This window comes from Methylosinus sp. LW4 (assembly GCF_000379125.1).
Classification (GTDB): domain Bacteria; phylum Pseudomonadota; class Alphaproteobacteria; order Rhizobiales; family Beijerinckiaceae; genus Methylosinus.
In genome coordinates, this window is the sequence record NZ_KB900626.1 from 3,017,344 (window position 1) to 3,042,463 (window position 25,120).

Below are 25,120 nucleotides of genomic sequence, written 5' to 3' on the forward strand. Positions count from 1 at the left end.
TATGACAAGCGAAACGAAAGAAGAGCAGGACCCGACAGATTTTTTCAAGGGACTCGTGGGGCTGATTTACATTTCGACAGGCGTGTTTTTTGGAATATTGCATTTGCTTAAAGCAATTAATTTTGTAGATACATTTGGATTTATGGCATTATATTCTATTGTTGTAACTTATTTTATGCTGACTACTTTATTCATATCGTATATAATATATTCGAATTTAGATATTTTTCGAAAATACGTTATGATCAGCTGTGTAAAAAATAGCGCTGACGGTATGAAAATTTTACTTACTTTTATTTTTTTAGCGTTTTTAGCGGTGTTTGCGCTTCCGGTTTGGAAAGTTGGGTTCTGGCAAATAATAAGAAATTTTATTGTTGAACATAAAGAATCGAGAAATTTAGTTGCAATGCATTTATTATTTACGTTTTTAGTGTTAACTTCTTGGTTTGGTGTCTGCGTTCTCGATATCTCTAGAAAGAACACAGAGCCGAATAATTGACCATTTCTGTTCCAGAAAATTTTGTAAGAGGGATGAAATCCACGGACAGAGCCGCCGCGGGCGCGATTACGTGGTTTCCACGATTTGCCCTCGCGCCGCGCATTTCCGAGAATCGGGGCAGCGAGCATTGTCGCGTGCGCGTAGCCTCGGAGGGCCGCCTCCCCCGCGCCGCGACCCGCGGGAGAATCCGATGGCCAATCAGAATTTCGGCGATTTTCGCGATCTCGGAAAATATCAGCTCGACGCCTTCAACACCGCGACCAGCTCCACCGCCAAGAGCCTGCGCGCCATAGCGGAGGAGGCGACCGACTACTCCAAGCAGTCGCTCGACAATAGCCGCAACTATTTCGAGAGACTGCTGCGCGTGCAGAAGATCGACGACATCGTGCAATTGCAGTCGGAATTCTACCGCAACGCCTATGGCGATTTTTTCGCTCGCGCCTCGCGCGTCGGCGAGCTGTGCTCCAATCTCGCCAAGGAAGCCTTCGTCTCCGCCCAGAGCGCGGGCGAGCAGGCGGCCAAGGCGAACCAGGAGGCGGCCAGCAAGATCATCGCCGACATCAGCGAGCAGACCGAGAAGCTCGCCGCCAAGGCGCGCGAGGCGGGCAAGGGGGAGCATTAGCAAAGGCGCCCTTGCGCCGGCGCGCGAGTTTTGCCACATAGGGCGCGGGAGGTTGGCGGTGGACGCTCCACTCGCCAACCGGGTCAGGTCCGGAAGGAAGCAGCCCTAACGAGTTCCGGGCGGGTCTTCGTCCAGCCTCCCACTTTTTGCGCCGCCGCCCCGGCGCCGACCAAAGGGCGGACCCCTCCGGGCGATAAGATGGACGACGAGCATTCTGCGCCATCCGACGCCCTGTTTCCCGCCGAGCCGCAGGCCAAGCGCGAGGGGCAGGCCGCCTATCGCGTGCTGGCGCGCAAATATCGCCCCTCCGGCTTCGCCGATCTGATCGGCCAGGAGCCGATGGTGCGCACGCTCGAGAACGCCTTCGAGCTGAACCGCATCCATCAGGCCTATCTCTTGACCGGCGTGCGCGGCGTCGGCAAGACGACGACCGCCCGCATTCTCGCCCGCGCCTTCAATTACGAGCTTCCCGCGCAGGACGGCCGCCCCGGCGTCGATCGCCCGACGATCCATATGGACGCGCTCGGCGCGCATTGTCAGGCGATCATCGATTCGCGCCATCCCGACGTGCTGGAGATGGACGCCGCCTCGCACACCGGCATCGACGATATTCGCGAGATCATCGAGAATGCGCGCTATCGCCCGGTGATGGCGCGCGTCAAAGTCTACATCATCGACGAAGTGCACATGCTCTCCAAGGCCGCCTTCAACGGCCTTTTGAAGACGCTGGAAGAGCCGCCGGAACATGTGAAATTCATCTTCGCGACGACGGAGATCGACAAGGTCCCCGTCACCGTGCGCTCGCGCTGCCAGCGCTTCGATCTGCGCCGCATAGACGCCGGCCTGCTCGCCGCGCATTTGCGCAAGATCTGCGATCTCGAGAGCGTGACGATCGAGGACGAGGCGCTGGCCATGGTCGCCCGCGCCGCGGAAGGCTCGGCGCGCGACGCGCTGTCGCTGCTCGATCAGGCCATCGCCCATGGCGCGGCGGGCGGCGGCGCGATCGCCGCGCAGGATTTGCGGCTGATGCTGGGCGTCGCCGACAAATCGCGCATCATCGATCTCTTCGAGGCGGCGATGAAGGGCGAGATCGCCGCCGCCATCGCTCTGCTGCAGGACCAATACGACGGCGGCGCCGATCCGGCGCAAGTGCTGCTGGAGCTGGCCGAATTCACCCATCTGGTGACGCGGCTGAAGCTCGCGCCGGACGCCGCGCAATCCAATGCGCTGACGGAAGAAGAGCGCCGCCGCGGCGGCGATGCGGCGGGAACGCTCTCCATTTCCGTGCTGACGCGCGCGTGGCAGATTTTGATGAAGGGCGTCGACGAGCTGCGCAGCTCGCCGCGGCCTCTCGCCAGCGCCGATATGGTGCTGGTGCGCCTGACCCACGCCGCCGAAATGCCCTCGCCGGAGGAGGCGCTGCGCAAGCTCGGCTTCGGCCAAGGCGGCGCGCCGCGTCCCACGCCGGGCTCGGCCCCCGCGGCGGCCCCCGGCGGCGAGCGGCCTCCGGTCGCCCTCGCGCCGCCGCCCAAACCCGCGGCTATCTCGCCCGCGGCTTTCTCGCCGACGCCTTCGGCAATCGCGACCAGCGCCGCGCCGGCCCAGCGCCGCGCGGCGGAGCCCTCCCCGGCGACGGGGGTGAAAATCGCCGATTTCCGCGCGCTCGTGGCCCTGGCGGGCGAGAAGCGCGACATACAAATGAAGATCGCGCTCGAGACGGAAGTGCGGCTCGTGCGCTTCGAGCAGGGACGCATCGAGTTCGAGCTGACGCCGGGCGGCTCGGCGCGGCTGCCGCAGCTTCTGATGCAGAAGCTGCAGGACTGGACCGGGACGCGCTGGCTGGTGGCTCTGGCCTCCGGCGGCGCGCCGACGCTGCGCGAGGAGGCCTTGGCCCGCGAGAGCGAGAAGCGCTCCGGGATCGAGGCCGATCCGCTGGTGGCGAGCATTTTGGCGCGGTTTCCCGGCGCGGAGATCGTCGCCGTGCGCGGCAAGGAGACGGAGCAGGCCGCGACGGCCGGCGCCGAATTGGCTTATGACGACGAGGAGCCGGACGACGCGTGAGGCGTCGCCGCGCGGGGAGTTAAGACATGCTCGACTTCATGGGACTGATGAAGCAGGCGCAGGCCATGCAATCGAAAATGGCCGAGCTGCAAGGGCAGCTCGACCAGACTCTGGTGGAAGGCGAAGCCGGCGGCGGGCTGGTGCGCGTGACGATGACCGCCAAAGGCGCGCTGCAGCGCCTCGCCATCGATCCGAGCCTGCTGAAGCCGGAAGAGAGCGACATTCTCGAGGATCTGATCGTCACCGCCCATGCGCAGGCGCGCGCCAAGGCGGAGGAGACGCTCGCCGAGAAGATGAAGGAAGTGACCGGCGGATTGCAGCTGCCGCCGGGTCTGAAGCTGCCGTTCTGATCGGAGCGAATAGCGAGTAGCGAGTAGACCTATTCGCTATTCGCTATTCGCTACTCGCTATTCCCTACTCGCTACTCGCTACTCGCTACTCGCTGCTCACAGGCTCCCCCATTGGCCGAACGCATCGCCGGACCCGAGATCGAGCGCCTCGTGCAATTGCTGGCGCGATTGCCGGGGCTCGGGCCGCGCTCGGCGCGGCGCGCCGTGCTGCATCTGATGCGCAAGCGCGAGGAATTGCTCGGCCCGCTCGGCGAGGCGATGCGCGTCGCGCATGAGCGCATTCTCACCTGCACGACCTGCGGAAATATCGACACCAGCGACCCTTGCGCCATCTGCCGCGACGGGCGCCGCGACGCGGGCATTCTGGTCATTGTCGAGACGGTGGCCGATCTCTGGGCGCTGGAGCGCGCCGGGCTGCTGGCTGCGCGCTATCATGTGCTCGGCGGCGTGCTGTCGCCCCTGGATGGCGTCGGCCCCAATGAGCTGAACATTGCGAGCCTGATGCAGCGCGTGAGCGAAGGCTCCGTGCGCGAGGCGATCATCGCCGTGAACGCCACTGTCGACGGGCAGACGACGGCGCATTATCTCGCCGATCTCCTGGCCCCGCTCGGCGTCAAGACGACGCGCCTCGCCCATGGCGTGCCGGTCGGCGGCGAGCTGGATTATCTCGACGAAGGCACGCTGGCCGCAGCGCTGGAGCGCCGCACGGCGTTTTGATTCGCGGAGCCTTCCCCGAATAAAAAACCGGGTCGCCGGCGCGCCTGGGGAGGGTTTGCGCCGACGACCCGTAGTCGGGCCAAGTCGAGGATGCGAGAAAAGTCGAGGATTTAGAAAAATCGGGCGGCTCGAAGACGTCGGCTCGGAAAAAAGCGCGCGGCCTTCGCCGCCTTCCTTCTCCCCGCTCGCGGGGAGAAGGTGAGGATGAGGGGCTCGGGGCGCTTTTCCGTCTGTGGCTAACGCCCCGAGCCCCTCACCCCGGCCCTCTCCCCGCGTGCGGGGAGAGGGAGAAGGCGTTCACGGCGCCGAAGCGGATTTCGCTCCGCCCGTCGGCGCCTCGGAGACCAGCGCCACCTTGGAGTAGCCGGCGGAATTGATCGCACCCATGGCCTCGACGACGCGGCCGTAAGGCACGGTCTTGTCGGCGCGCACATGGATGCGGCGATCCTTGTTGTTGTCGCTGCCGTCGCTGAGCGCGGCGAGCAGACCGTCCGCCGGAACCTCGCGCTTGTCGACGAAGAAGCCCCCACCCGCATCGACGCTGACGACGATCGGCGGCTTCTGATCGTTGAGCTGCTTGGCCTGCACCTTCGGCAGATCGACCGGAATGCCGGAGGTCATCAGCGGCGCGGCGACCATGAAGACGATGAGCAGGACGAGCATCACATCGACGAGCGGCGTGACATTGATGTCGGCGATCGGCTGGGAATCGAATTCGGAATCGTGCTTACGCAACGCGAAGGCCATGACGCTCTCCCTTGCGCGACAGATGACGGGACAGCTCGACCTCGAAGACGCCAATGAAGGCGGTCACGCGCTTGCCGTAAGCGCCGATGTCGCCGCTGATGCGGTTGTAGAAGACCACCGCCGGAATAGCGGCGACGAGGCCGAGCGCGGTGGCGAACAACGCCTCGGCGATGCCGGGCGCGACCACGGCGAGGCTGGTGTTGTTGGAGGCGGCGATGCCTTGAAAGGAGTTCATAATGCCCCAAACCGTGCCGAACAGGCCGACGAAAGGCCCGACGGCGCCGATGGTGGCCAGTCCCGGCAGACGCTTCTGGAGCTGATCGAGCGCGGCGGCGCTGGCCAGCACGGAGACGCGATGCACGCGCTCCTGCAGAGCGTCGCGCTGGCCCTCGGAGACGACGAGATCGGAAGAGCGCTGATACTCCTCCACCGCGGCCTTGTAGACCTGCGCCAGAGGGTCGCTGGCCGGCGCGGCGAGGAAGGCGGGCGCGACCTCCGTCACCGGAAGATCGCTCTGAACGCTCTCGATGAGCGCGGTCGCGCGGCGATGCAGCAGCGTCAGGCGGATGAGCTTCTCGGCGATCACCGCCCAGCCCCACGCCGAGGCGAGCAGCAGCAGCACGATGACGGTCTTGACGATCGAATCCGCCTGCAGAAACAGCTCGACCGGTGAGAGGGCGTGGGCGACGGCGGCCGAAGCCGCGCCGATTGCTGGATCACTCATCTTGATTTTCGTCCTTTGTCGGCGAGAGAGACGTTTGCGGCGAGCGTCCTCGCCGCGGCTTTCGAGCGAATTAGAAGACGACGCCGCCGCTGACGGCGAAGACGCGTCCGATCGCCGGCAGCGAGCCGCAGCGCGAGCCGACGCGCGTCGCTATGGCGTCCAGCGTGGCGTTGCCGGAGGAGGAGACGATGTTGAATCCCGTCATCGCGCCGCCGGCGCTGAATGTCGCGCGATAGGCGACGCGGCCATGCTTGGGTATCGGCCCGTCCGGCGCCGCGTTGCGCGCCGAGCGCTGCATGCAGGACAGGAACTGATTGGCGGCGATGGATTGCTGCGCATTGGCGTTGGCCGTCGCGGCCTGCGCCGGCGCGGCGTCCTGGCGCGCGGCGGTTGCGGGGCGCGGCGTCGGCGGCTTCTTCTCCACCACTTTGGGAACGGGCTTGGGCGCCGGCGGCTTCGGCGGCTCGATCGGCGCGACAGGCTCGATCGCCTCGGGCGGCGGCGGCGTGTCGTCGATCTCCTCGGGCTGCGGAATCTCCTCCGGCGGCGGCTGATCGACCGCGGGGCTCGGCACGACGACGAGCTCGAGCGGCTCTTCCGTCGTCGGCTCCGTGTGCGGCAGCGCGAAATTCACCACCGCCGTCAGCAGCAGCGCATAGGCGAGCGCCGCCGCGGCGCTCACCGCATAGTTGGGGCGGCCGCCGTCGGGCAGCAGAAGCGATTGGGTGTTGCGGTACTCTCCCGTCGTCGTGATCGTTTCCGGCGCCGAAATGAGCGCCTCTGCAGCCGCAGCCGTCATGGAATGATCCCCCTCGTGCGAAACATTACCTGCCATTAAAGATTATAATTCCTATAGAAGCAATGGGCTTAGTTGCGACTTTTGTCGATTCGGCGAAATTCGCTCGCTCGGGCCGCTCCGGCAGAAAGGATGTGCTACGCCGGCTGAAGACGGGAGGCCGTCATTTCGGCTCGGTCAGCCCGAGGCGCCGCGCTGCGCCGCGCGCCGCCACGAAAGCGCTCGAAAAGCTCGCCTGAAGCAGATAGCCGCCGGTGGGCGCGTCGAAATCCAGCATCTCGCCCGCGACGAAGACGCCGGGAAGCCTCTTCAGCATCAGATCGTCGTCGAGCGCCGCGAAGCGCAGGCCGCCGGCGGTGGAGATCGCGCGCTCGAGGCCGGCCGTCGCGGCAATGACGAGCGGCAGATTTTTCACGCGCTCGGCGAGCGCTTCGGCCTCGTGCGGCAATGGGCCGGAGAGGCGCAGCAGCGCGATCTCCGATTTGGTCAGCCGCAGCGTCTTGCGCAGAAAGGTCGCGAGCGATTGCTTTTCGCGCGGGCGCGCCAGCCTTTGCGCGAGCGCTTCCGCCGTGCTGCTGGGCCGCAGATCGATGTGCAATGCGGCGCCCTCGCCTCGCGCGAGCGCGCGTCCGAGCGCGGAAGCGAGCGCATAGACGGGACCGCCTTCGAGCCCCGTGCGCGTGATTACAATGTCGCCGAGAACGCGCGCCTCGCCATGGCGCAAGGCGATCGTCTTCAGCGGCGTCCCCTCGAAAGCCTTTGCGAAATCGGCCGGCCAATCGATGACGACGGCGCAATTGGCGGGAAGGAGCGGCGCGATCTCGACGCCCTTCGCCCGCAGCGTCTCGACCCAGCCGCCATCGGCGCCGAGCCGCGGCCAGGAGGCGCCGCCGAGCGCCAGAATCACGGCCCCGGCGGCGATCTCGCGGCGCTCGCCGCTTCCATCCGCGATCAGCAATGCGCCGCTCTCCGCAAAGCCTTCGAAAGAAGCGCGCGTCTCTATGCGGACGCCATTGGCGGCGAGCCGCGCCAGCAGCGCCCGCAGCAGCGGCGAAGCCTTGAAGCTCCTCGGAAACACGCGCCCGCTGGAGCCGACGAAGGTCTCCTCTCCCAGCTCGGCGCAATAGTCGCGCAGGCGCTGCGGCGGAAAGGCGCCGATGATCGGGCCGAGCCGATCTGCGGCTTCGCCATAACGGGCGATAAGCCTATCGAGCGGCTCGCTATGCGTGATATTGAGGCCGCCGCGCCCGGCCATCAGAAATTTGCGGGCGACGCTCGGCTTGCGCTCATAGACGGTCACGCTCGCGCCCTGCCGCGCGAGCAGATCGGCGGCGAAGAGGCCGGCCGGCCCGCCGCCGACGATGACGCAATTCGGCGTGGGTGGGGCGAGCGGGATGGTCGGGCTCCGGCACGAAAACGAGGACAGGCGCGCTGGTTAGCACGCCGACAGCATGAGAAGGAAATCCATGCGCGAAGGCGTCGCAGAAATCGCTTTGGTCGATGAGGAAGACGATATTCTGTTCTCCTTCGAGGTTCCGCCGGAGGCGGCGGGGGCGCGGCTCGATCGTTTCCTCGCCGAGCGGCCCGAGCTCGTCGCCGCGCATCTCTCCCGCACGCGGCTCAAAGCGCTGATCGAGGATGGGCGGCTGACGATCGGCGCCGCCGCCGCGCGCGACGCCAGCCGCCGCCTCGCCGCGGGCGATTCCGTCACCCTCGCCGTGCCGCCGCCGGAGCCCGCCGAGCCGCAGCCCGAGAATATTCCGCTGAATGTCGTGTTCGAGGACGCGCATCTTCTGGTCGTCGACAAGCCCGCCGGGCTGGTGGTGCATCCCGCCCATGGCCATGAAACGGGAACGCTGGTCAACGCCCTGCTCGCCCATTGCGGCGCCAGCCTCTCCGGCATAGGCGGCGTCAAAAAGCCCGGCATCGTGCATCGCATCGACAAGGACACCTCCGGCCTGCTGGTCGTCGCCAAGACCGACGCGGCGCATAAGGGCCTGTCGCGCCTTTTCGAGGATCATGGCCGCAAGCTGCATCTGGTGCGCGAATATCTCGCCTTCGTCTGGGGCGCGCCGGAGCGCCGCCATGGCGTCATAGAGGCGCCCATCGGCCGCCACTCGACGCAGCGCGAGAAAATGGCCGTCGTGCCCGAGGAGCGCGGCCGCGAGGCGGTGACGCATTGGGAGTTGGTCGAGAACTTCGGACCCGCTTCGCTCGTGGCCTGCCAGCTGGAGACCGGCCGCACCCATCAGATCCGCGTGCATATGGCCCATATCGGCCATCCGCTGATCGGCGACGCTGCCTATGGCGCCGGCTTCAAGACCAAGACCGCCCTGCTCGCGCCCGCCGCCCGCGCCGCCGTGGAGACGCTCGGCCGCCAGGCGCTGCACGCGGCCTCGCTCGGATTCACCCATCCGGTGACGCGCGAGGAGCTGATGTTCGAGAGCGAATTGCCGGAAGACCTCACGGCTTTGCAGAAGGCGCTCGAAGCGAGCTGACCCGCGACGACGAGACGACGAGCCATGCCGATTCCGATGGAGTATCAGCACGCCTCAGAGGAGTTCGAGCGCTTCCTGCGGCTCGTCGTCGAACGCACAGGGCTGACGACGCGCAATCAGGCCTATACGACGGCGCAGGGCGTCCTGCTGACATTCCGCCGACGTCTCGAAATCTCTGACGCGATACGCTTCGCCGCCGCGCTTCCTCCGGTGCTGCGCGCGATATTCGTCGCCGATTGGGACATGGAGGAGCCGCCGCGTCCATTCTCGTCCCGAGCGGCGCTGACGGAGGAAGTCCGATCCTTGCGGCGCGACCATAATTTTTCGCCCGACAGCGCCATCGTCGATGTCGCCGGCGCTCTGCGCGCCTGCGTGGACGAGGCGGCTTTCGATCGCCTGCTGGCGACGCTCCCGCCCGGCGCCGCGGAGTTCTGGAGGCTCGCCCCACCCGGCTGAGTGTTTCGTTCCGCCTCACGGCCGCAAGCGCGGCTCGGCGGCGATGCAATCCGCGAGAAAATCCATGACCGCGCGAACCGCCGCCGAGCGGCGCAGATCGGGATAGGCGATCAGCCACAGATCGCGCTCGGGCGGCGGCGGCTCGATCGACAAGCCGACGAGCCCCGGATCGTCGTCGCCCATGAAATCGGGAAGAACCGCCGCTCCTGCTCCGGCGCGGGCGGCGGCCTGCTGCGCGAAGAGATCATTGGCCTCGAAGACGATTCTGCGCGCGCCCGCGAATTTGCGGAGCCAAGCCTGCTGCGCCAGATGGCCGAGCGATTCGTCGAAGCCGACGAACTCCCATTGCTCCGGCGGCCGCCGCGCGACATCGGCGCTGGCGTAGAGACCGAAACGCATGACGCCCACGCGCCGCGCGACGGCGCTCTCCTCCTCCGGCCGGCTCATTCGGATCGCTATGTCCGCCTCGCCGCGATCGAGCGCCGCGAAGGTGGCGGAGGCGAGCAGCGTCAGCTTCAATCGCGGATGGACCCGTCGCAGCGCCTCTATGCGCGGCGCGACACAGAACGTCGCAAGCACGGGCGGCAGCGAGACGCGTACCGCGCCGGCGAGCGTCAGCGCTGCGCCGCGCGAGCGCAGCAGCACGTCTTCGGCGAGCGATTCCATTCGTTCCGCCACTGCGGCGATCGCCGCGCCATCTTCGGTGAGCGGCCGGCTGCGCGGCAGACGATCGATCAGCCGCAGCCCCAACGACGCTTCCAGGGCGGCGATGCGGCGTCCGACCGTCGCATGGTCGACATCGAGCTCGCGCGCCGCAGCCGACAACGAGCCGCAACGCGACAGCGCCAAGAAAAAGCGGAGGTCCTCCCAATCCATCGGAGAATTATCGCACAGATGATGTGAGCGCCTACCGAATTTTCGCTCCATCGACGAATCGCTATCGTCGCCACGGCAATCGACGGAGGAGCCCGCAAATGTCGCGCATCATTCGCTTTCATCGTCTCGGCGGCCCGGAAGTTCTCCAGATCGACGAGATGGAGATCGGCGCGCCGAAGCCCGGCGAGATCAGGCTGCGCGTCCGCGCGATCGGCCTCAATCGCGCCGAATCCATGTTCCGCTCCGGCGCCTATATCGAGGCGGCGCGCCTGCCCTCCCTGCTCGGCTATGAGGCCTCGGGCGAGATAGAGGCGATGGGCGAAGGCGTGACGGGCTTTTCCGTCGGCGACGCCGTGAGCACCATGCCGGCTTTCTCCATGACCGAATATGGCGTCTATGGCGACGCCGCCATCGTTCCCGCTCATGCGGTTGTGAAGCACCCGAAATCGCTGTCCTGGAGCGAGGCGGCGGCGATCTGGATGCAATATGTCACCGCCTATGGCGCGCTGGTCGAGATCGGCGGCGTCTCCGCCGGCGATCGGGTGATCGTCACCGCGGCGTCGAGCAGCGTCGGCCTCGCCGCCATACAGATCGCCAGAGCCGCCGGCGCGACGCCGATCGCCGTCACGCGCAAAAACGCCAAGCGTGAGGCTTTGCTGAAAGCGGGCGCGAGCCATGTCGTCGTGACCGAGAGCGAAGACCTCGTCGAAAAGACGCAGCGCATTACCGAAGGCAAAGGCGCGCGTCTCGTCTTCGATCCGATCGGCGGGGCGGGCGTCGAAGCGCTCGCCGAAGCGGCGGCTATCGGCGGAACCATTTTTCTCTATGGCGCGCTTTCCAGCGAGCCGACGCCTTTTCCCTTGTTCGCCGCCATTCGCAAGCAGCTCACGCTACGCGGCTACACGCTATTCTCAGTGACGCTCGATCGGCAAAAGCGCGAGCGCGGCGTGCGCTTCATTCTGGACGGATTGGCGACGGGGAGCCTCAGGCCCATCATCGCGCGCAGCTTTCCGCTGGAGCGGATCGTCGAGGCGCATCGCTTTCTCGAGTCGAACGAGCAGATCGGCAAGGTCGTCGTGACGGTCTGAGCCGGCGAGGGCGCTGCGCGTGACGTAGCGCCGCATCGCGCTAAGTAGTGGAGACGAGGTCTCATAATCGTCACGCGCGCGCCGAAGCCCCTACGCATATTACAGAAATTTAACCCGGCGGCCATTTGGCGCTTAGCGAAGAGCCATCTTTCGGCCATGCTCGGATCGGTCTATATTGAGGCGTTGCGGCCGGCGCTTGCGGTCGCGCATTACGGGCTCGCCGCATATCGGGGGCCCGTCAGGAGGTGAAAATGGCGAACGCCCTGCCCATCGTCTCCGGTGAAAGCGGCCTCGCGCGGTACCTCGCCGAGATCCGCCGGTTCCCCATGCTGGAGCCGCAGGAAGAATATATGCTCGCAAAGCGCTGGCGCGAGCACGAGGACCCACAGGCCGCGCAAAAGCTCGTCACCTCCCACCTTCGGCTCGTCGCCAAGATCGCCATGGGCTATCGCGGCTATGGCCTGCCGATCGGCGAGATCGTGTCCGAGGGCAATGTCGGCCTGATGCAGGCCGTCAAGCGCTTCGAGCCGGACCGCGGCTTTCGGCTGGCGACCTACGCCATGTGGTGGATCCGCGCCTCGATCCAGGAATATATCCTGCGCTCCTGGTCGCTCGTGAAAATGGGCACCACCGCGAGCCAGAAGAAGCTGTTCTTCAATCTCCGCAAGGCCAAGAGCAAGATTTCGGCCTTCGAGGAGGGCGATCTCACAGCCGAGCATGTCGCGACGATCGCCACCCGCCTCGGCGTCTCGCAGCAGGACGTCATCGAGATGAACCGCCGCATGGCCGGCGACGCCTCGCTGAACGCGCCGTTGCGCGAGGAGGGCGAAGGCGAGTGGCAGGACTGGCTGGTCGACGATTCCTCCACCGATCAGGAGCATGTGCTCATGCATCAGGAGGAGAGCGACAATCGGCTGGACGCGCTGCGCGGCGCGCTGACCGTGCTCAACCCGCGCGAGCGCCGCATCTTCGAGGCGCGCCGCCTCTCCGACGATCCGGTGACGCTCGAGGATTTGTCCGAGGAGTTCGGCGTCTCCCGCGAGCGCGTGCGGCAGATCGAGGTGCGCGCCTTCGAGAAGGTGCAGTCCGCGGTGCGCGCCGGAATTGCGCGGCTCGAGGCGCTGCCCGCGGCCTCGCTCTGACGCTTCGGCCGAGAGCGGCGTAACGCTCTCGCGCCGGCTGACGAAATAGGAGCGGCGGACCCATCAGGGCCGGCCGCTCTTTCTTTTTGCCCGAGGCGCAAATGCTGATTCGTCATTCGCCCGATATCGCCCCATCCGAAATCACGCCGCGCTCCCTCTATCTGCGGCGGCGCGAGTTTCTCGCCGGCCTCGGCGCGGGCCTCGCCTTCGCGGGCGCGGCTCAGGCGACGCCGCTCGCCGCCATGCGCAGCCCGTTCTCGACCGACGAGCCCAAGACGCCGAAGGTCGATGTGCTGGCCTATAATAATTTCTACGAGTTCGGCGGCCGCAAGAGCGATCCGGCCGACAACGCCCATACGCTCACCACCAAGCCATGGAAGGTGCGGATCGACGGGCTCGTCGCCAAGCCGGCGGATTATCAGCTCGAGGATCTCATAAAGCCGTCCGCTCTCGAGGAGCGCGTCTATCGCATGCGCTGCGTCGAAGGCTGGTCCATGGTCATTCCCTGGATCGGCGTGCAGCTCTCCGAAATTCTGAAGCGCGCCGAGCCTCTGGGCTCCGCCAAATATGTCGCCTTCGAGACTCTGGTGCGGCCGGAGGAGATGCCCGGCCAGAAGGGTCTGCTGCAGCTTCTGCCCTGGCCCTATGTCGAGGGGCTGCGGCTCGACGAGGCGCTCCATCCGCTCACAATTCTCGCCACCGGCCTCTATGGCGAGACGCTGCCCAATCAGAATGGCGCGCCGCTGCGGCTCGTGGTTCCGTGGAAATATGGCTTCAAGGGCGTCAAATCCATCGTGCGCATCTCGCTCACCGAGACGCAGCCGAAGACGTCCTGGAACATTCAGAATCCGCGCGAATACGGCTTCTATTCCAACGTCAATCCGAACGTCGATCATCCGCGCTGGAGCCAGGCGACGGAGCGGCGCATCGGCGAGGGCGGGCTCTTCGCCAAAAGGCGGCCGACGCTGATGTATAATGGCTATGCCGATCAGGTCGCCTCGCTCTATGGCGGCATGGACCTCGAGCGGTATTTCTGACATGCGCGCCGCTCTCCGCATTCCGAAGCTCGCCGTCTATGTCGCGGGCCTCATTCCGGCGGCCTGGACCTTTTATCTCGGCCTCGAGGACCGGCTGGGGCCGGAGCCGATCAAGACGCTGGAGCAAGCGCTCGGGCTGTGGTCGCTGCGCTTTCTGCTGCTGTGCCTGCTGATCTCGCCGCTGCGCCGCGCGGCGGGCGTCGATCTCTTGCGCTATCGCCGGGCCCTGGGGCTGCTCGCCTTCTATTATGCGGCGCTGCATCTTTCCGCCTATGTCGCGCTGGATCACGGCTTCGACTGGACCGCCATCGGCCACGATATTTTGAAACGGCCTTATGTGACGATCGGCATGGCGGCTTTCGTCATCCTCGTCCCTCTGGCCGCGACCTCCAATAACGCCGCGATCCGCCGGCTCGGCGGCAAGGCGTGGGTGCGGCTGCATCGTCTCGTCTATGTCGCCGCAATATTGGCGGCGGCGCATTTTCTGCTGATCGTGAAATCCTGGCCGGCGGAGCCTCTGCTCTACGCGGCCGCGACCGCCGTCCTGCTGGCCGTGCGGGCGTTTCCCGCCGTGCTGCGCCGCGCGCGAACGGCTTTGGCGGCTTGATCGAGAGGCAGCGCCTCGCGGCTCTGGATTGCTTCGCCTCCGGCTCGCAATGACGGGGCGCCGTCATTGCGAGGAGCGCAGCGACGAAGCAATCCAGAGCCGTGGGCGAAACGTCAGCGCGTCGGGACCGGCGTGCCGCTGCGGTAATCGTAGAAGCCGCGCTGCGTCTTGCGGCCGAGCCAACCGGCCTCGACATATTTCACCAGCAGCGGACAGGGCCGATATTTGGAGTCGGCCAGCCCCTCGTGCAGCACCTGCATCACCGAGAGGCAGACGTCGAGGCCGATGAAATCGGCGAGCTGCAGCGGACCCATCGGATGATTGGCGCCGAGCTTCATCGCCGTGTCGATCGCCTCCACCGAGCCGACGCCCTCATAGAGCGTGTAGATCGCCTCGTTTATCATCGGCAGCAGGATGCGATTGACGATGAAGGCCGGAAAATCCTCCGACACCGTCACCGTCTTGCCGAGCTCGCCGATGAACTGCTTGGCCGCCTCGAAGGTCTTGTCCTCGGTGGCGATGCCGCGAATCACCTCGACGAGCTGCATCTTCGGCACCGGATTCATGAAATGAATGCCGATGAACTGCTCCGGCCGCCCCGTCACCGCGGCGAGGCGGGTGATGGAGATGGAGGAGGTGTTGGTGCCGATGAAGGCGCCCGGCCGCAACTTGGGGCCGAGCTCGGTGAGGATGCCGCGCTTGACCTCCTCATTCTCGGTGGCGGCCTCGATCACGAGGTCGCTGTCCGAAAAAGCGGCGTAATCCTTGGCCGGATGGATGCGGGCGACGGCGGCCTTGCGGGCCTCCTCGTCGATCTGGCCGCGCTCCACCGCCTTGGCGAGATGCGTCGCTATATCGTCCAGGCCGGCGTCGATGCGGCTCTCGGAGAGGTCGTTGAGCGCCACATCGAAACCCGCGACCGCGCAGACCTGGGCAATGCCCTTGCCCATCTGCCCGGCGCCGACAATGCCGATCTTGCGAATTTCAGAGCCCATCTTTCGAACACCACCAGCGAGAAGCGGAGCGCTTCCAATTCAGTATAGCGCGCGTTCGGCCTTTGTGAAAACCGGCGTTTTGCACCGCAGCACGCGCAATTCTGCAACAATCGGCAGCGCTCAGGCGTGAATGGCCGGGACGAGCCCGGCCATGAGACGACTTTGTGGCTCCCTCGGGAGAGAGCGAGAAAGCCGAGCCACGCCTCAGCGGCCGGCCTTGGCCAGCTCGGCGTCGAGCTCCTTCAAGGTCGGGAAGAGATCCGCGACGAGGCCATAGTCGGCCACCTGGAAGATCGGCGCCTCCTCGTCCTTGTTGATCGCGACGATGACCTTGGAGTCCTTCATGCCGGCGAGATGCTGGATCGCGCCCGAAATGCCGACGGCGACATAGAGGTCCGGCGCCACCACCTTGCCGGTCTGGCCGACCTGCAGATCATTGGGGGCGTAGCCGGCGTCGACGGCCGCGCGCGAGGCGCCGATGGCCGCGCCGAGACGCGTCGCCACGGGCTCGATATATTCCTTGAAATTCTCCGAGCTCGCCAGGCCGCGGCCACCCGAGACGATGATCTTGGCCGCCGTCAGCTCCGGCCGCTCCGACTTGGCCAGCGCCTCGCTCTTGAAGCTCGACACGGCCGGATCGGAGCCCGCGCCGATCGCCTCGATCGAAGCGGAGCCGCCCTCGCCCGTCGCCGTGAAGGAGGCGGTGCGCACGGTGATGACCTTTTTGGCGTCCTTGGAGCGCACGGTCTGAATGGCGTTGCCGGCGTAGATCGGCCGCTCGAACGTGTCGGCGGAGACGACCTTGATGATGTCCGACAGCTGCGCCACGTCGAGCAGAGCGGCGACGCGCGGCAGCACATTCTTCGAGCTGGAGGTGGAGGGCGCGAGAATGGCGTCATAACCGCCGGCGAGGCCGACGATCAGCGCCGCCAGCGGCTCCGCCAGGTGATGGCCATAGGCCGCGCTGTCGGCGACGAGCACTTTCTCGACGCCCGAGAGCTTGGCCGCGGCCTCGGCCGCCGGACCGACATTCTCGCCCGCGACGAGAATATGAACGCCGCCGCCGATCTGCAGCGCCGCCGTCAGCGCCTTGGCGGTGGAGGGGGCGAGCGCGGACTCTGTGACTTCCGCGACGATGAGCGCCGTCATTTACAGAACTCCCGCAGTCTTGAGCTTTTCCAGCAATTCGGGGACGGAGCCGACCTTTATGCCGGCCTTGCGGGCCGGCGGCTCGGCCGTCTTCAGCACCTCGAGGCGCGGCGTGATGTCGACGCCGTAATCGGCCGGGGTCTTGGCCGCGACCTCTTTCTTTTTCGCCTTGATGATGTTCGGCAGGCTGGCGTAGCGCGGCTCGTTGAGGCGCAGATCCGTCGTCACCACGGCCGGCAGCTTCAGCGTCACCGTCTGCAGGCCGCCGTCGACCTCGCGCGTCACATCGACGGAGCCCTCGGCGATCTCCACCTTGGAGGCGAAGGTGCCCTGGCCCCAGCCGAGCAGAGCGGCGAGCATCTGGCCGGTCTGATTGCTGTCGTCGTCGATCGCCTGCTTGCCGAGAATGACGAGGCCGGGAGCCTCATCGGCGACGATCTTGGCGAGAATCTTGGCGACCGCCAGCGGCTCCACCAGCTCGTCGGTCTTGACGTGAATGCCGCGGTCGGCGCCGATGGCCAATCCGGCGCGCAGAGTCTCGTCCGCCTTGGCCGGGCCGATGGTGACGAGCACGACTTCCGTCGCCTTGCCGGCCTCCTTCAGGCGAATGGCCTCCTCGACGGCGATCTCGTCGAAAGGATTCATCGAAAATTTCACATTGGCGACGTCGACGCCCGAACCGTCCGGCTTCACCCTGATCTTCACATTGTAGTCGACGACCCGTTTGACGGGCACGAGAACCTTCATCGCGCAACTCCCGGCGAGATTGACCTTCGTCTCGATTGTTTCGAAAAAATCGCGCTCTGTGGCCGAAAGGCCCCGATCGGCTTTTTCGAGCGCCGCGTCGAGAACGAATTAGCGCCGCGCGGCGCGAGGCGCGCGCGGAAAGCTCGGAAGACGTTCTGGTAGCCTCGGCTCGCCGCCCTGTCAAACCCGCGCCGGCCGAAACCTCCGGCGCCGCGGGCGATCGGCCGGCGCGAAGCGCGGCCGCAGAGGCGGCCTTGCGAAAATCATGGCTCAAATCCACAGCCAAGGGGCGGCGACGCGGGCCAGAGCGCGCAGGCGGCGCTTGGCGCGAATGGGCGCGGAGTCATAGGCGGAATCGTCCCGCGCGGCGTGGCCGGAGGCCGGGCATTCGATCGGCCAGCGCAGCGTCAGGCCCTCCTCTCCCCGCCGGCCGCGCAGCGGCGCGATCACGCGCGCGACGAATTCCTCCAGCACCAGAGGCGGCGCGATCATCTCGTCGCGCCGCTCGAAGAAATGCTCGAGGTAGAAATCCTTGGCGAAGAGCATCAATTCGGTGCGCGCCCGCAAAGGCGCGCCGCCTTCTCTCGAATAGGCGCGGCGGAAATCGGCGGCGAAGCGGCGATCCTCCGGCAGATGGTCCATCAGATCGGAGAGCCGCTCGAAGGTCAGCCTGCCGGTCACTTTGAAGAAGCGCTCGCTCTGCGCGAGCAAGCGGCTATGCCGGCAGGCGTGATCGACGATTCCGAGCTCCGAATAGCCGTAATGGAGGCCCTCCGGCCGGCGATTGCCATCGAAGCCGATGACCTCGAGCGGCCGCCCGGTCTCGCGGCGAAGCGCGTCCGCGTCCAGAAAAGCGAGATCGGCGCCGGAATTCTCGCAGAGCACGACGCCCGAAATGCGCGCGTCCGGCAGCCGCATGAAAAATCGCAACGCGTTCCGATAGTCGCTTTTTCTCACCTCGAGGTCGCGCCGCGCGATCTCGGCGGCGTAAGCGCCCGGATCGACGGTCGCGGTCAGCAGCAGGACGGTCGGCCGGGTCATCATCGCCGATCGGCTCAGCCCCAGGGGCCGTGGTGGAAAGGCCGTGGGCCGAACCATTGCACGTCGCGCCGCTTGAACAGCGGCGTCAGAATGAGCCCGGCCAATATGCCGCCGATATGCGCCCACCAGCCGACCTGGCCCTGATCGTCGGTGAAGGCGTTGAACAGCTGAAAGAGAATCCATGTGCCGACGAAGAGCGAGGCGGGCGCATGGATGGGGATGATCCCGGCGACGAGGCCGAAAATGGTCGAGCGCGGATAGAGCAGGATGAAAGCGGCGCAGACGCCCGAGATCGCCCCGGAAGCGCCGACCAGCGGCGTGATGGTGAGCGGCGCGCCCACTGCGAACAGCATGGCGGCCGAGACGCCGCAGAGCAGATAGAAGACGAGATAGCCGGCGGACCCCATGGCGTCCTCGACATTATCGCCGAAGACATAGAGAAAGATCATGTTTCCCGCGAGATGGCCGAGCCCGGAATGGAAGAAGAGGCTGGTCAGCAGCGTCCATTCGGGGCCGGGCGTGACGATCCAGTGGGCGAGCTCGGCGCGGCCGAACAGCACCGCCGGTATGAGGCCGAAGCCCCGCACCACAGTGAGCGGATCGCCGAAGGATTCGCTGAACACGGCGACGAAGACGAAGATGTTGATCGCCATCAGCGTCCAATTGACATAAGGCCGCCGCACATAATGCAGCGGCGCGTCGTCATGTAGCGGCAGCACCATCTCGTCGCTTCTCCCCCGGCTGCGCCGCCTTCTCGTACCGGGCGATGCGCGCCCGGCCTCGCGCCAATTTATAGCGCGGCCCGAGCTCTGGCCAATATGGGGCCGACGCGGGAGAACGCGAGGCCGCGCAGCCCGGCTATGTCGAGGGCCAGCACGGCGCCGCAATAGACAAAGCCGCCGACCCCGACCTGCATCAGCAGGGTGAAAATGCCGGGCTCGAGGCCGGCGAGCGGATGCAGCGCCGCAATCATCGCCCCCGTCGCCGCCAGCGCGCCCAGCATGTCGCGTACGCGCGGCCATTGCGGCGAGGTGCGCGCCGCGAACAGCACCAGCGCCGCCAGCGCCGCCACATAGGCGAGGCATTGGGCGAGCGCGAGGCTGGAGGCGTCCGCGCCGCGCGGGATGACAAAGGCGAAGCAGAGGCCCGCGACCACCGCGACCGAGGCCGCGCCGATGAGCGGCGCCGTCTTCTTCTCGATCTGGAATACGGGATTGATCGCGAATTGAATCAGCCCCATGGCGAAGAGGCCGGGCAGCAGAAGATCGAGATAATGGCCGAAGGGCCCGCGAAATTGCGGCGGCACGATCAGCGCCTCGATCGAGGGCATTGTGAGCCATATGCCGGCGCAGGCGGGCAGCAGAAAGGCCGCGACGATCGTCATATTGCGGGCGATCTGCTCCTTGCCCTTCTCCGCCCCGTGCCGCTCATGGGCGGCGACGGCGATCTGAAACAGCAGCACGTCCAGCGCCGAGCCCATGGCGAAAATGGCGCGAATGCCGAGATCATAGGCGAGCGAGAATTGCCCGGTCTCGGCGAAGCCGTAATAGGCGGTGACGAGCGCCCGCGCCGCCAGCGGCACGGATTGATAGAGCATGTTCGCCGCGACGATAGGCGCGCTATAGGCGACGAGCGTGCGCGCCGTCGCCATGCGCGCGCCGCGCGGCGTAGCGCCGGGGTCCTTCAGCGAGACGCGCGCGGTGAAGACAGCGCCGAGCAGGCTGGCGAGGCTGCCGGCGATGGCCATTCCGGCCGAATGAAAGAGGAAGGCGCCGCCGCCGGTGAGGGCGAGCGCCAGAATATTCTTGGCGAGAACGACGCGGCTATAGCTCTTGTCCTCGAAGCGCGCGCGCAGCAGCGCCGTGGAATAGTCGAACAGCCCATTGATTGCCGCCGTCGCCAGAGCGAGCGCGATGAGCGTATCGCCGAGCGCGAAGGGCGGCGCGACGAGCAGAAACAGCCCGCCGACGACAATGACCGCCGCCGTGGTCGCGAGATAGGCGAAATCGAGCGTCGAGCGAATGGCGGGCTCCGCCTCGCGCACGCGAGTCGAATAAAAGCGCGTCGCCGAGAGGCGCATCCAATCGAAAGCGCCAGTCTGAATGACGACGCCGATCGCGAAAGCCAGCGCGAAACGGCCATATTCCTCCGGCCCGAGGAATTTCGCCACCAGCAGGCCGATGAGGAAGTTTGCGACGGTGTTGGCGAGGAAGGCGGCGAGAACCTTCACTTCGTCGCTCCGAAGGATCGCGTCGCCACGAGTCGCGGCAAGAAATCGAGCATGTCGGCCCGCGCGCGAAACCCGGCCGGCTCTTCGCTTTTCGCCGCCTCGTCGATGAGCTCGGCAAAGAGGATTTTGCGGCCGGCTTTCTCCGCCCACCCGATGAACCAGCCGAATTGGCGATCGGCGCGCAGGCCGTGTGGACCCGTCGGCGTTCCGGCTCCGGTCTTGCCGCGCGCGAGCCAGCCGTCGGCGAGCGGAAAGCTCGGAATGATCGCGACCGTCTGGTCGATCGCGCGTTTCGAGAACGGAAGGCGATAGTCGAGCAGCCTGTGCAGAAAAGCGACCTGCTCATCGGGCGAGATCGCCAGAGACGAGCTGAGCCACGCATGGGTGAGGCCGTTGTCGCGGCCAGGATCGCCGGAGACATCGCGATTGCCATAGCCGAGCCGGTCGACGGCCTCGCTGAAACGTGCGGCTCCGAGCCGCTCGGCGAGCTCCTGCGAATACCAGACGACGGATTCGCTCAGCCAGCTCGTCGGGTCGATCGTCGTTTTCCAGCTCTCGCGCCAAGCTGCATATTTTTCTTTGTAAGGCAAAGCAGGCGAATGCGCGTCGATGAGCAGGCCGGCCTCATAACCGATGAGCGCGAGCGGTATCTTGAAAGTCGAGGCCGGGCTGTTGCGCCGCTCGCATCCGGCGCCTTCCCGCACGAGCGTAGCGCCGGATTCCGCCTCGACGACGAGGCGGCAGATCGGAGCGGCGGAGGCCGGCGCCGTAAGACGAGCGAGCAGGAAGAGGCCGACCGACAAATCAGCGATCCTCTCGGCGAGGAAGGCGACAGGAACCCTCACTTCGTCTCTCCCCGGCCGAGCCGATTTGCGCGCGCCTTCTCCCCCGCGCGGGAGAAGGCGCGCGCATGTGGATCGAGGCTAGCGGCCAGGGACGAAGAAACCCTTACGCCGGCCATTTGCCCGCCGCCGTCAGCTCCCGCAGCGCCTGCGCGTCGCGGGGGGTGACGCCGGGATAGTCGGCCTGCGCCGTCGCGGGGTCGAAATATTTCCAGGAGCGGGCGCATTTGACGCCCGAAGCCCGCCGCGGAACCACGGCGACGCCCGCGACCTCGGGCAGGCGGAAGGCCTCGGCCGGGCCTTCGCTCGCGTCGATCGCTATATCCGACACGATGCAGATTTCCGCGAAGTCCACGCCCGTGAGCGCGGCGCGCAGATCGGCGTCCGTCACATGGACGAGCGGCGCCGCCTCCAGCGAGGAGCCGATGCGCTTTTGCGCGCGCTCTATCTCCAGCGCGCCAGTGACGACGGAGCGGATGGCGCGCAGCTTCTCCCATTTTTCCGCCAGCGCCGCGTCGCGCCAGGATGCCGGCAGATCGGCGAAAGTCTCGAGATGCACGGAGGCCGCATCGGGATAGCGCGACAGCCAGGCCTCCTCCGCCGTGAAGGCGAGGATGGGCGCGAGCCATGTCGTCACCGCGCGGAACACCTCCTCCACCACGGTCAGCGCCGCCTTGCGCTTTGCGCTGGACGGAGGATCGCAATAGAGCGCGTCCTTGCGAATGTCGAAATAGAAGGCCGAGAGATCGCTGGTGAGGAAAGGCGTCAGCAGCGCGACGACCTTTTTGTAATCGAACTCCGCATAGGCCGCAGCGACCTCCTCGCCGAGCTCCGACAGACGATGCAGCACGAGGCGCTCGAGCTCCGGCAGATCGGCATGGGCGACGCGCTCCTCCGCGCGATAATGCGCGAGCGTGCCGAGCATCCAACGGATGGTGTTGCGCAGCTTGCGGTAATTATCGGTGACGCTTTTGAGGATTTCCGGCCCGATGCGCTGATCGTCGCTGTAATCGACGCTCGCCACCCACAGACGCAGAATATCGGCGCCGGCGTCGGCGATGACCTTTTGCGGCGCGACCACATTGCCTTTCGACTTCGACATTTTATGGCCGTGCTCGTCGAGCGTGAAGCCATGCGTCAGCACGATGTCATAGGGCGCGCGGCCGCGCGTGCCGCAGGATTCCAGCAGCGAGGAATGGAACCAGCCGCGATGCTGATCCGAGCCCTCGAGATAGAGCACCTCATCGGCGCCGCCGTCGCGCTTGCGCTTTATGCCCGCGAGGCCCGGGAAATGAACCGGGTCTTCCAGCGTGAAGGAATGCGTCGAGCCGGAGTCGAACCACACGTCGAGAACATCGTCGATCTTCTCGTAATCGGCGGGGTCGTAGTCGGGCGAAAGGAAGCGCTTCGCCGCGCCCTCCTCGTACCAGGCGTCGGCGCCCTCCTTCTCGAAGGCCTCCACGATGCGAGCGTTCACGCGTGCATCGACGAGAATGTCGTGGCCGCCCTTCTTCACGAAGACGGCGATCGGCACGCCCCAGGCGCGCTGACGCGAGACCACCCAATCGGGACGATTGGCGATCATGCCGCGAATGCGATTCTCGCCCGCCGCGGGAACCCATTGCGTGCGGGAGATTTCGTCGAGCGCGATGTCGCGAAGCGTGGGCGCATTGCCGCCAACCACCTCAGATCGAGAAGCCGGCGTCGACCCCAATCCCTCATCCTGAGGAGCCGGCGCAGCCGGCGTCTCGAAGGATGCGCCGCGGAGCGAGCCCTCGTCCTTCGAGACGGCGCTTCGCGCCTCCTCAGGATGAGGGCTCGAATGAGAGACAGCGTCCGACTGCGCGAATTTCTTGTCGAGCGCGATGAACCATTGCGGCGTGTTGCGAAAGATGACCGGCTTCTTCGAGCGCCAGCTGTGCGGATATTGATGCTTCAGCCGCCCGCGCGCGACGAGATTTCCCGCCGCGACCAGCGCCTGAATCACCGCCTCATTGGCGTCGCCCTTGTCGCCCTTTTCGGTGAGCACGCGCTTGCCCGGAAAGCCCGGCGCTTCATCGGTGTAGAAGCCGTCGGCGTCGACCGTATAGGGGATGCGCGCATCGATGCCGCGCTCGGCGAGCATGCGCCCGCTCGCCATCCATATGTCGAAGTCCTCGCGGCCATGTCCGGGCGCCGTGTGGACGAAGCCCGTTCCCGTATCGTCGGTGACGTGGTCGCCATCGAGGAGAGGGACACGGAATTGATAACCGCCGGACTCGTGCCCTGCGAGTGGATGATAACAAACGCCGACTGCGAGAGTCGAAGGGTCGACTGTTCCAATTCTTTCAAACGCGTCAACCTTCGCTGCCTTAAAGACCTCAGCGGCCAATTTGTCAGCGAGAACGTATGTTGCTCCGACCTTAGCCCAATTGTTTTCGGGCGCCTGTGTTACACGGTAAAGGCCGTAAGCGATCTTATGCGAATAGGAGATCGCGCGATTGCCGGGCAGGGTCCAGGGCGTGGTCGTCCAAATTACGATCGAAGCCGACACAAGTCGGTCATCAACCGGAACGCGTTTACCCAGCTCATTCCAAGCAACATCCGCGGAACTAACACTGGGACCAGTTCTAACTACTATTTGGCAAGGAAACGCCACGAACACCGTGTCGCTGACATGGTCCTCGTACTCGACCTCCGCTTCCGCGAGCGCCGTCTTCTCGACCACGCTCCACATCACCGGCTTGGAGCCGCGATAGAGCAATCCGTTCTCGGCGAATTTCATCAGCTCGCGGGCGATATGCGCCTCGGCGGGGAAATTCATCGTGGCGTAGGGATTGGCCCAGTCGCCCGTCACGCCCAGCCGCTTGAACTCCTCGCGCTGCACGGAGAGCCAATGCGCGGCATAGGCGCGGCACTCCTGACGGAAGGCGACGATCGCTTTGGGATCGGCGAAATCGGGCTTCTTCTTGCCCTTGGAGCGGTAGTTCTCCTCCTCGATCTTCCACTCGATCGGCAGGCCGTGGCAGTCCCAGCCGGGGACGTAATTGCTGTCCTTGCCGCTCATCTGCCGGCTGCGGGTGACGAGATCCTTGAGGATCTTGTTCAGCGCATGGCCGATATGGATATTGCCATTGGCGTAGGGCGGGCCGTCGTGCAGCACGAATTTCGGCCGGCCCTTCGCTCTCTCGCGCAGCTTGGCGTAGAGGCCGATCTTCTCCCAGCGCGCGAGGATTTCCGGCTCGCGCTGCGGCAGGCCGGCGCGCATCGGAAAATCCGTCTGCGGCAGATAGAGGCTCTTGGAGAAATCGGGGCCTTTGTCCTCTTGGGACTTGTCGCCTTGGGACTTGTCTCTGGTCTTCTCGTTCATCTTATCGGAAACCGCTGCGCTCGCGGGCTGCGCCCCGAGCCGGGGCGGCGCGCGAAAGGGAAGGGAAAACAAGCGGAAGGGCGCCACGAACGGCGCGAGAACCCGGTCGCCGCGCGAGCTTGGTCACGCTCGAGCGCGGGCCGGGCCAATAATTCGTATGCTGCGGCGCAGGACCATCGGCCCTATCTACCAGCGCGGGCCCGCTCCGCAAAGCCGGAATCTGGCCTCAATGGCCGCGGCGGAAAGGATTGCCGCCGGCGCCGGTGAGATAGGCGATCGCCCCGACGATCAGCGCGATGGGCAGCAGCACCATAAAAGCGCTGGCGAAGAAGATGAGCCCCATGGCGAGGATCACCGCGCTGGTGAGCGTCAGCAGAGCTGCGCCCACCGGTCCGACCTTGATGACCTTCACGCCGTCGGTCCCGCCGATCCAAATACGCGTGCGCGAGCGGAAGCGGGGACGGCTCTCGCTCTCGGGCGGGAGGATCTCGATCTCGGCCGGTCTGTCGATATCGTGCTTTTGCGACACGGGACGCCTCTCCAGTCT

General features: G+C 65.7%; 25 protein-coding genes and 1 other RNA gene. 12 read left to right on the plus strand and 14 right to left on the minus strand.

Translation table 11 applies throughout. The features are described 5' to 3' along the window. Position 1: 1 nt before the first annotated feature. From METLW4_RS27835 to recR, 6 genes are all read left to right on the plus strand, one after another. On the plus strand, positions 2-499 hold the full coding sequence (locus METLW4_RS27835) for a hypothetical protein (RefSeq protein WP_157235154.1): 498 nt from the start codon (positions 2-4) through the stop codon (positions 497-499). A 190-nt stretch (positions 500-689) separates the two neighbouring features. After that, entirely contained in the window at positions 690-1,121 is a 432-nt protein-coding gene (locus tag METLW4_RS24985; protein ID WP_018267057.1) for a phasin family protein, read from the plus strand. 46 nt (positions 1,122-1,167) lie between these two features. Continuing rightward, positions 1,168-1,265, plus strand: an RNA gene (ffs, locus tag METLW4_RS27090) — signal recognition particle sRNA small type. 54 nt (positions 1,266-1,319) lie between these two features. Then, on the plus strand, positions 1,320-3,182 hold the full coding sequence (locus tag METLW4_RS0115070) for a DNA polymerase III subunit gamma/tau (RefSeq protein ID WP_018267058.1): 1,863 nt from the start codon (positions 1,320-1,322) through the stop codon (positions 3,180-3,182). A gap of 26 nt (positions 3,183-3,208) precedes the next feature. Next, positions 3,209-3,532, plus strand: coding sequence for a YbaB/EbfC family nucleoid-associated protein (locus METLW4_RS0115075; protein WP_018267059.1), 324 nt, complete (start codon positions 3,209-3,211; stop codon positions 3,530-3,532). A 111-nt stretch (positions 3,533-3,643) separates the two neighbouring features. Continuing rightward, positions 3,644-4,249 (plus strand): recombination mediator RecR, encoded by a 606-nt coding sequence (gene recR, locus METLW4_RS0115080; protein WP_018267060.1) that lies wholly within the window; start codon positions 3,644-3,646, stop codon positions 4,247-4,249. Between the two features lie 297 nt (positions 4,250-4,546). On the opposite strand, the gene tolR is transcribed toward recR, so the two are convergent. From tolR to METLW4_RS0115100, 4 genes are all read right to left on the minus strand, one after another. Further along, positions 4,547-4,996: a protein TolR gene (gene tolR, locus METLW4_RS0115085; RefSeq protein ID WP_018267061.1), complete on the minus strand. Its 450-nt coding sequence runs from the start codon at positions 4,994-4,996 to the stop codon at positions 4,547-4,549. Next, the gene (locus METLW4_RS0115090; RefSeq protein ID WP_018267062.1) at positions 4,977-5,720 is read right to left on the minus strand and encodes a MotA/TolQ/ExbB proton channel family protein; all 744 of its coding nucleotides are present in this window, start codon (positions 5,718-5,720) and stop codon (positions 4,977-4,979) included. Before METLW4_RS0115090 ends, tolR begins: the two co-directional genes overlap by 20 nt. Before the next feature lie 70 nt (positions 5,721-5,790). Next, entirely contained in the window at positions 5,791-6,519 is a 729-nt protein-coding gene (locus tag METLW4_RS24990; protein WP_018267063.1) for a hypothetical protein, read from the minus strand. Between the two features lie 160 nt (positions 6,520-6,679). Then, positions 6,680-7,942, minus strand: a complete 1,263-nt coding sequence (locus METLW4_RS0115100; protein WP_371212332.1) for an NAD(P)/FAD-dependent oxidoreductase — start codon at positions 7,940-7,942, stop codon at positions 6,680-6,682. Positions 7,943-7,982: 40 nt separating this feature from the next. Between METLW4_RS0115100 and METLW4_RS0115105 the strand changes: the two genes are divergently transcribed. Next, positions 7,983-9,014 carry an RluA family pseudouridine synthase gene (locus METLW4_RS0115105; protein WP_018267065.1) on the plus strand — a complete coding sequence of 344 codons (1,032 nt, stop codon included), beginning with the start codon at positions 7,983-7,985 and terminating at the stop codon, positions 9,012-9,014. 24 nt (positions 9,015-9,038) lie between these two features. Continuing rightward, a complete protein-coding gene (locus tag METLW4_RS0115110; protein WP_018267066.1) occupies positions 9,039-9,470 on the plus strand; it encodes a DUF2267 domain-containing protein in 432 nt (143 codons plus the stop codon). A 15-nt stretch (positions 9,471-9,485) separates the two neighbouring features. On the opposite strand, the gene METLW4_RS0115115 is transcribed toward METLW4_RS0115110, so the two are convergent. Next, complete coding sequence (locus METLW4_RS0115115) at positions 9,486-10,346, minus strand: LysR family transcriptional regulator (RefSeq protein WP_018267067.1); 861 nt, start codon at positions 10,344-10,346, stop codon at positions 9,486-9,488. 98 nt (positions 10,347-10,444) lie between these two features. On the opposite strand from METLW4_RS0115115, the gene METLW4_RS0115120 reads away from it, so the two are divergent. From METLW4_RS0115120 to msrQ, 4 genes are all read left to right on the plus strand, one after another. Beyond that, complete coding sequence (locus tag METLW4_RS0115120; RefSeq protein ID WP_018267068.1) at positions 10,445-11,434, plus strand: zinc-dependent alcohol dehydrogenase family protein; 990 nt, start codon at positions 10,445-10,447, stop codon at positions 11,432-11,434. Positions 11,435-11,685: 251 nt separating this feature from the next. Continuing rightward, positions 11,686-12,576 carry an RNA polymerase sigma factor RpoH gene (rpoH, locus tag METLW4_RS0115125; protein ID WP_018267069.1) on the plus strand — a complete coding sequence of 297 codons (891 nt, stop codon included), beginning with the start codon at positions 11,686-11,688 and terminating at the stop codon, positions 12,574-12,576. A gap of 101 nt (positions 12,577-12,677) precedes the next feature. Continuing rightward, entirely contained in the window at positions 12,678-13,613 is a 936-nt protein-coding gene (gene msrP, locus METLW4_RS0115130; protein ID WP_018267070.1) for a protein-methionine-sulfoxide reductase catalytic subunit MsrP, read from the plus strand. Position 13,614: 1 nt separating this feature from the next. Continuing rightward, the gene (gene msrQ / locus METLW4_RS0115135; RefSeq protein ID WP_018267071.1) at positions 13,615-14,220 is read left to right on the plus strand and encodes a protein-methionine-sulfoxide reductase heme-binding subunit MsrQ; all 606 of its coding nucleotides are present in this window, start codon (positions 13,615-13,617) and stop codon (positions 14,218-14,220) included. A gap of 113 nt (positions 14,221-14,333) precedes the next feature. On the opposite strand, the gene METLW4_RS0115140 is transcribed toward msrQ, so the two are convergent. The 9 genes from METLW4_RS0115140 to METLW4_RS0115180 all read right to left on the minus strand — a co-directional run bounded on the left by METLW4_RS0115140 (position 14,334) and on the right by METLW4_RS0115180 (position 25,102). Then, positions 14,334-15,215, minus strand: a complete 882-nt coding sequence (locus METLW4_RS0115140; RefSeq protein WP_018267072.1) for a 3-hydroxybutyryl-CoA dehydrogenase — start codon at positions 15,213-15,215, stop codon at positions 14,334-14,336. Positions 15,216-15,419: 204 nt separating this feature from the next. Continuing rightward, the gene (locus METLW4_RS0115145; protein ID WP_018267073.1) at positions 15,420-16,364 is read right to left on the minus strand and encodes an electron transfer flavoprotein subunit alpha/FixB family protein; all 945 of its coding nucleotides are present in this window, start codon (positions 16,362-16,364) and stop codon (positions 15,420-15,422) included. Further along, positions 16,365-17,111 (minus strand): electron transfer flavoprotein subunit beta/FixA family protein, encoded by a 747-nt coding sequence (locus METLW4_RS0115150; protein ID WP_018267074.1) that lies wholly within the window; start codon positions 17,109-17,111, stop codon positions 16,365-16,367. Positions 17,112-17,381: 270 nt separating this feature from the next. Beyond that, a complete protein-coding gene (locus METLW4_RS27840; RefSeq protein ID WP_157235156.1) occupies positions 17,382-18,155 on the minus strand; it encodes a hypothetical protein in 774 nt (257 codons plus the stop codon). Between the two features lie 11 nt (positions 18,156-18,166). Then, positions 18,167-18,874: a rhomboid family intramembrane serine protease gene (locus METLW4_RS0115160; protein ID WP_018267076.1), complete on the minus strand. Its 708-nt coding sequence runs from the start codon at positions 18,872-18,874 to the stop codon at positions 18,167-18,169. Between the two features lie 68 nt (positions 18,875-18,942). After that, on the minus strand, positions 18,943-20,382 hold the full coding sequence (locus METLW4_RS0115165) for a lipopolysaccharide biosynthesis protein (protein WP_018267077.1): 1,440 nt from the start codon (positions 20,380-20,382) through the stop codon (positions 18,943-18,945). Then, positions 20,379-21,194 carry a class D beta-lactamase gene (blaOXA, locus tag METLW4_RS0115170; protein WP_157235435.1) on the minus strand — a complete coding sequence of 272 codons (816 nt, stop codon included), beginning with the start codon at positions 21,192-21,194 and terminating at the stop codon, positions 20,379-20,381. The genes METLW4_RS0115165 and blaOXA overlap by 4 nt, the downstream gene beginning before the upstream one ends. Positions 21,195-21,330: 136 nt before the next feature. Further along, positions 21,331-24,573, minus strand: coding sequence for an isoleucine--tRNA ligase (locus METLW4_RS25000; RefSeq protein ID WP_051079685.1), 3,243 nt, complete (start codon positions 24,571-24,573; stop codon positions 21,331-21,333). A 226-nt stretch (positions 24,574-24,799) separates the two neighbouring features. Then, positions 24,800-25,102 carry a hypothetical protein gene (locus METLW4_RS0115180; RefSeq protein WP_018267080.1) on the minus strand — a complete coding sequence of 101 codons (303 nt, stop codon included), beginning with the start codon at positions 25,100-25,102 and terminating at the stop codon, positions 24,800-24,802. Between the last annotated feature and the right edge of the window lie 18 nt (positions 25,103-25,120).

Coding starts and splice junctions, on each gene's coding strand:
- msrQ (WP_018267071.1), top strand. CDS start 13,615: ATGCGCGCCGCTCTCCGCATTCCGAAGCTCGCCGTCTATGTCGCGGGC.
- METLW4_RS0115110 (WP_018267066.1), top strand. CDS start 9,039: ATGCCGATTCCGATGGAGTATCAGCACGCCTCAGAGGAGTTCGAGCGC.
- METLW4_RS27835 (WP_157235154.1), top strand. CDS start 2: ATGACAAGCGAAACGAAAGAAGAGCAGGACCCGACAGATTTTTTCAAG.
- METLW4_RS0115075 (WP_018267059.1), top strand. CDS start 3,209: ATGCTCGACTTCATGGGACTGATGAAGCAGGCGCAGGCCATGCAATCG.
- METLW4_RS0115145 (WP_018267073.1), bottom strand. CDS start 16,364: ATGACGGCGCTCATCGTCGCGGAAGTCACAGAGTCCGCGCTCGCCCCC.
- msrP (WP_018267070.1), top strand. CDS start 12,678: ATGCTGATTCGTCATTCGCCCGATATCGCCCCATCCGAAATCACGCCG.
- METLW4_RS0115070 (WP_018267058.1), top strand. CDS start 1,320: ATGGACGACGAGCATTCTGCGCCATCCGACGCCCTGTTTCCCGCCGAG.
- METLW4_RS0115115 (WP_018267067.1), bottom strand. CDS start 10,346: ATGGATTGGGAGGACCTCCGCTTTTTCTTGGCGCTGTCGCGTTGCGGC.
- METLW4_RS0115160 (WP_018267076.1), bottom strand. CDS start 18,874: ATGGTGCTGCCGCTACATGACGACGCGCCGCTGCATTATGTGCGGCGG.
- METLW4_RS0115140 (WP_018267072.1), bottom strand. CDS start 15,215: ATGGGCTCTGAAATTCGCAAGATCGGCATTGTCGGCGCCGGGCAGATG.
- tolR (WP_018267061.1), bottom strand. CDS start 4,996: ATGGCCTTCGCGTTGCGTAAGCACGATTCCGAATTCGATTCCCAGCCG.
- METLW4_RS24985 (WP_018267057.1), top strand. CDS start 690: ATGGCCAATCAGAATTTCGGCGATTTTCGCGATCTCGGAAAATATCAG.
- METLW4_RS27840 (WP_157235156.1), bottom strand. CDS start 18,155: ATGATGACCCGGCCGACCGTCCTGCTGCTGACCGCGACCGTCGATCCG.
- METLW4_RS25000 (WP_051079685.1), bottom strand. CDS start 24,573: ATGAACGAGAAGACCAGAGACAAGTCCCAAGGCGACAAGTCCCAAGAG.
- METLW4_RS24990 (WP_018267063.1), bottom strand. CDS start 6,519: ATGACGGCTGCGGCTGCAGAGGCGCTCATTTCGGCGCCGGAAACGATC.
- METLW4_RS0115120 (WP_018267068.1), top strand. CDS start 10,445: ATGTCGCGCATCATTCGCTTTCATCGTCTCGGCGGCCCGGAAGTTCTC.
- METLW4_RS0115105 (WP_018267065.1), top strand. CDS start 7,983: ATGCGCGAAGGCGTCGCAGAAATCGCTTTGGTCGATGAGGAAGACGAT.
- METLW4_RS0115090 (WP_018267062.1), bottom strand. CDS start 5,720: ATGAGTGATCCAGCAATCGGCGCGGCTTCGGCCGCCGTCGCCCACGCC.
- METLW4_RS0115150 (WP_018267074.1), bottom strand. CDS start 17,111: ATGAAGGTTCTCGTGCCCGTCAAACGGGTCGTCGACTACAATGTGAAG.
- rpoH (WP_018267069.1), top strand. CDS start 11,686: ATGGCGAACGCCCTGCCCATCGTCTCCGGTGAAAGCGGCCTCGCGCGG.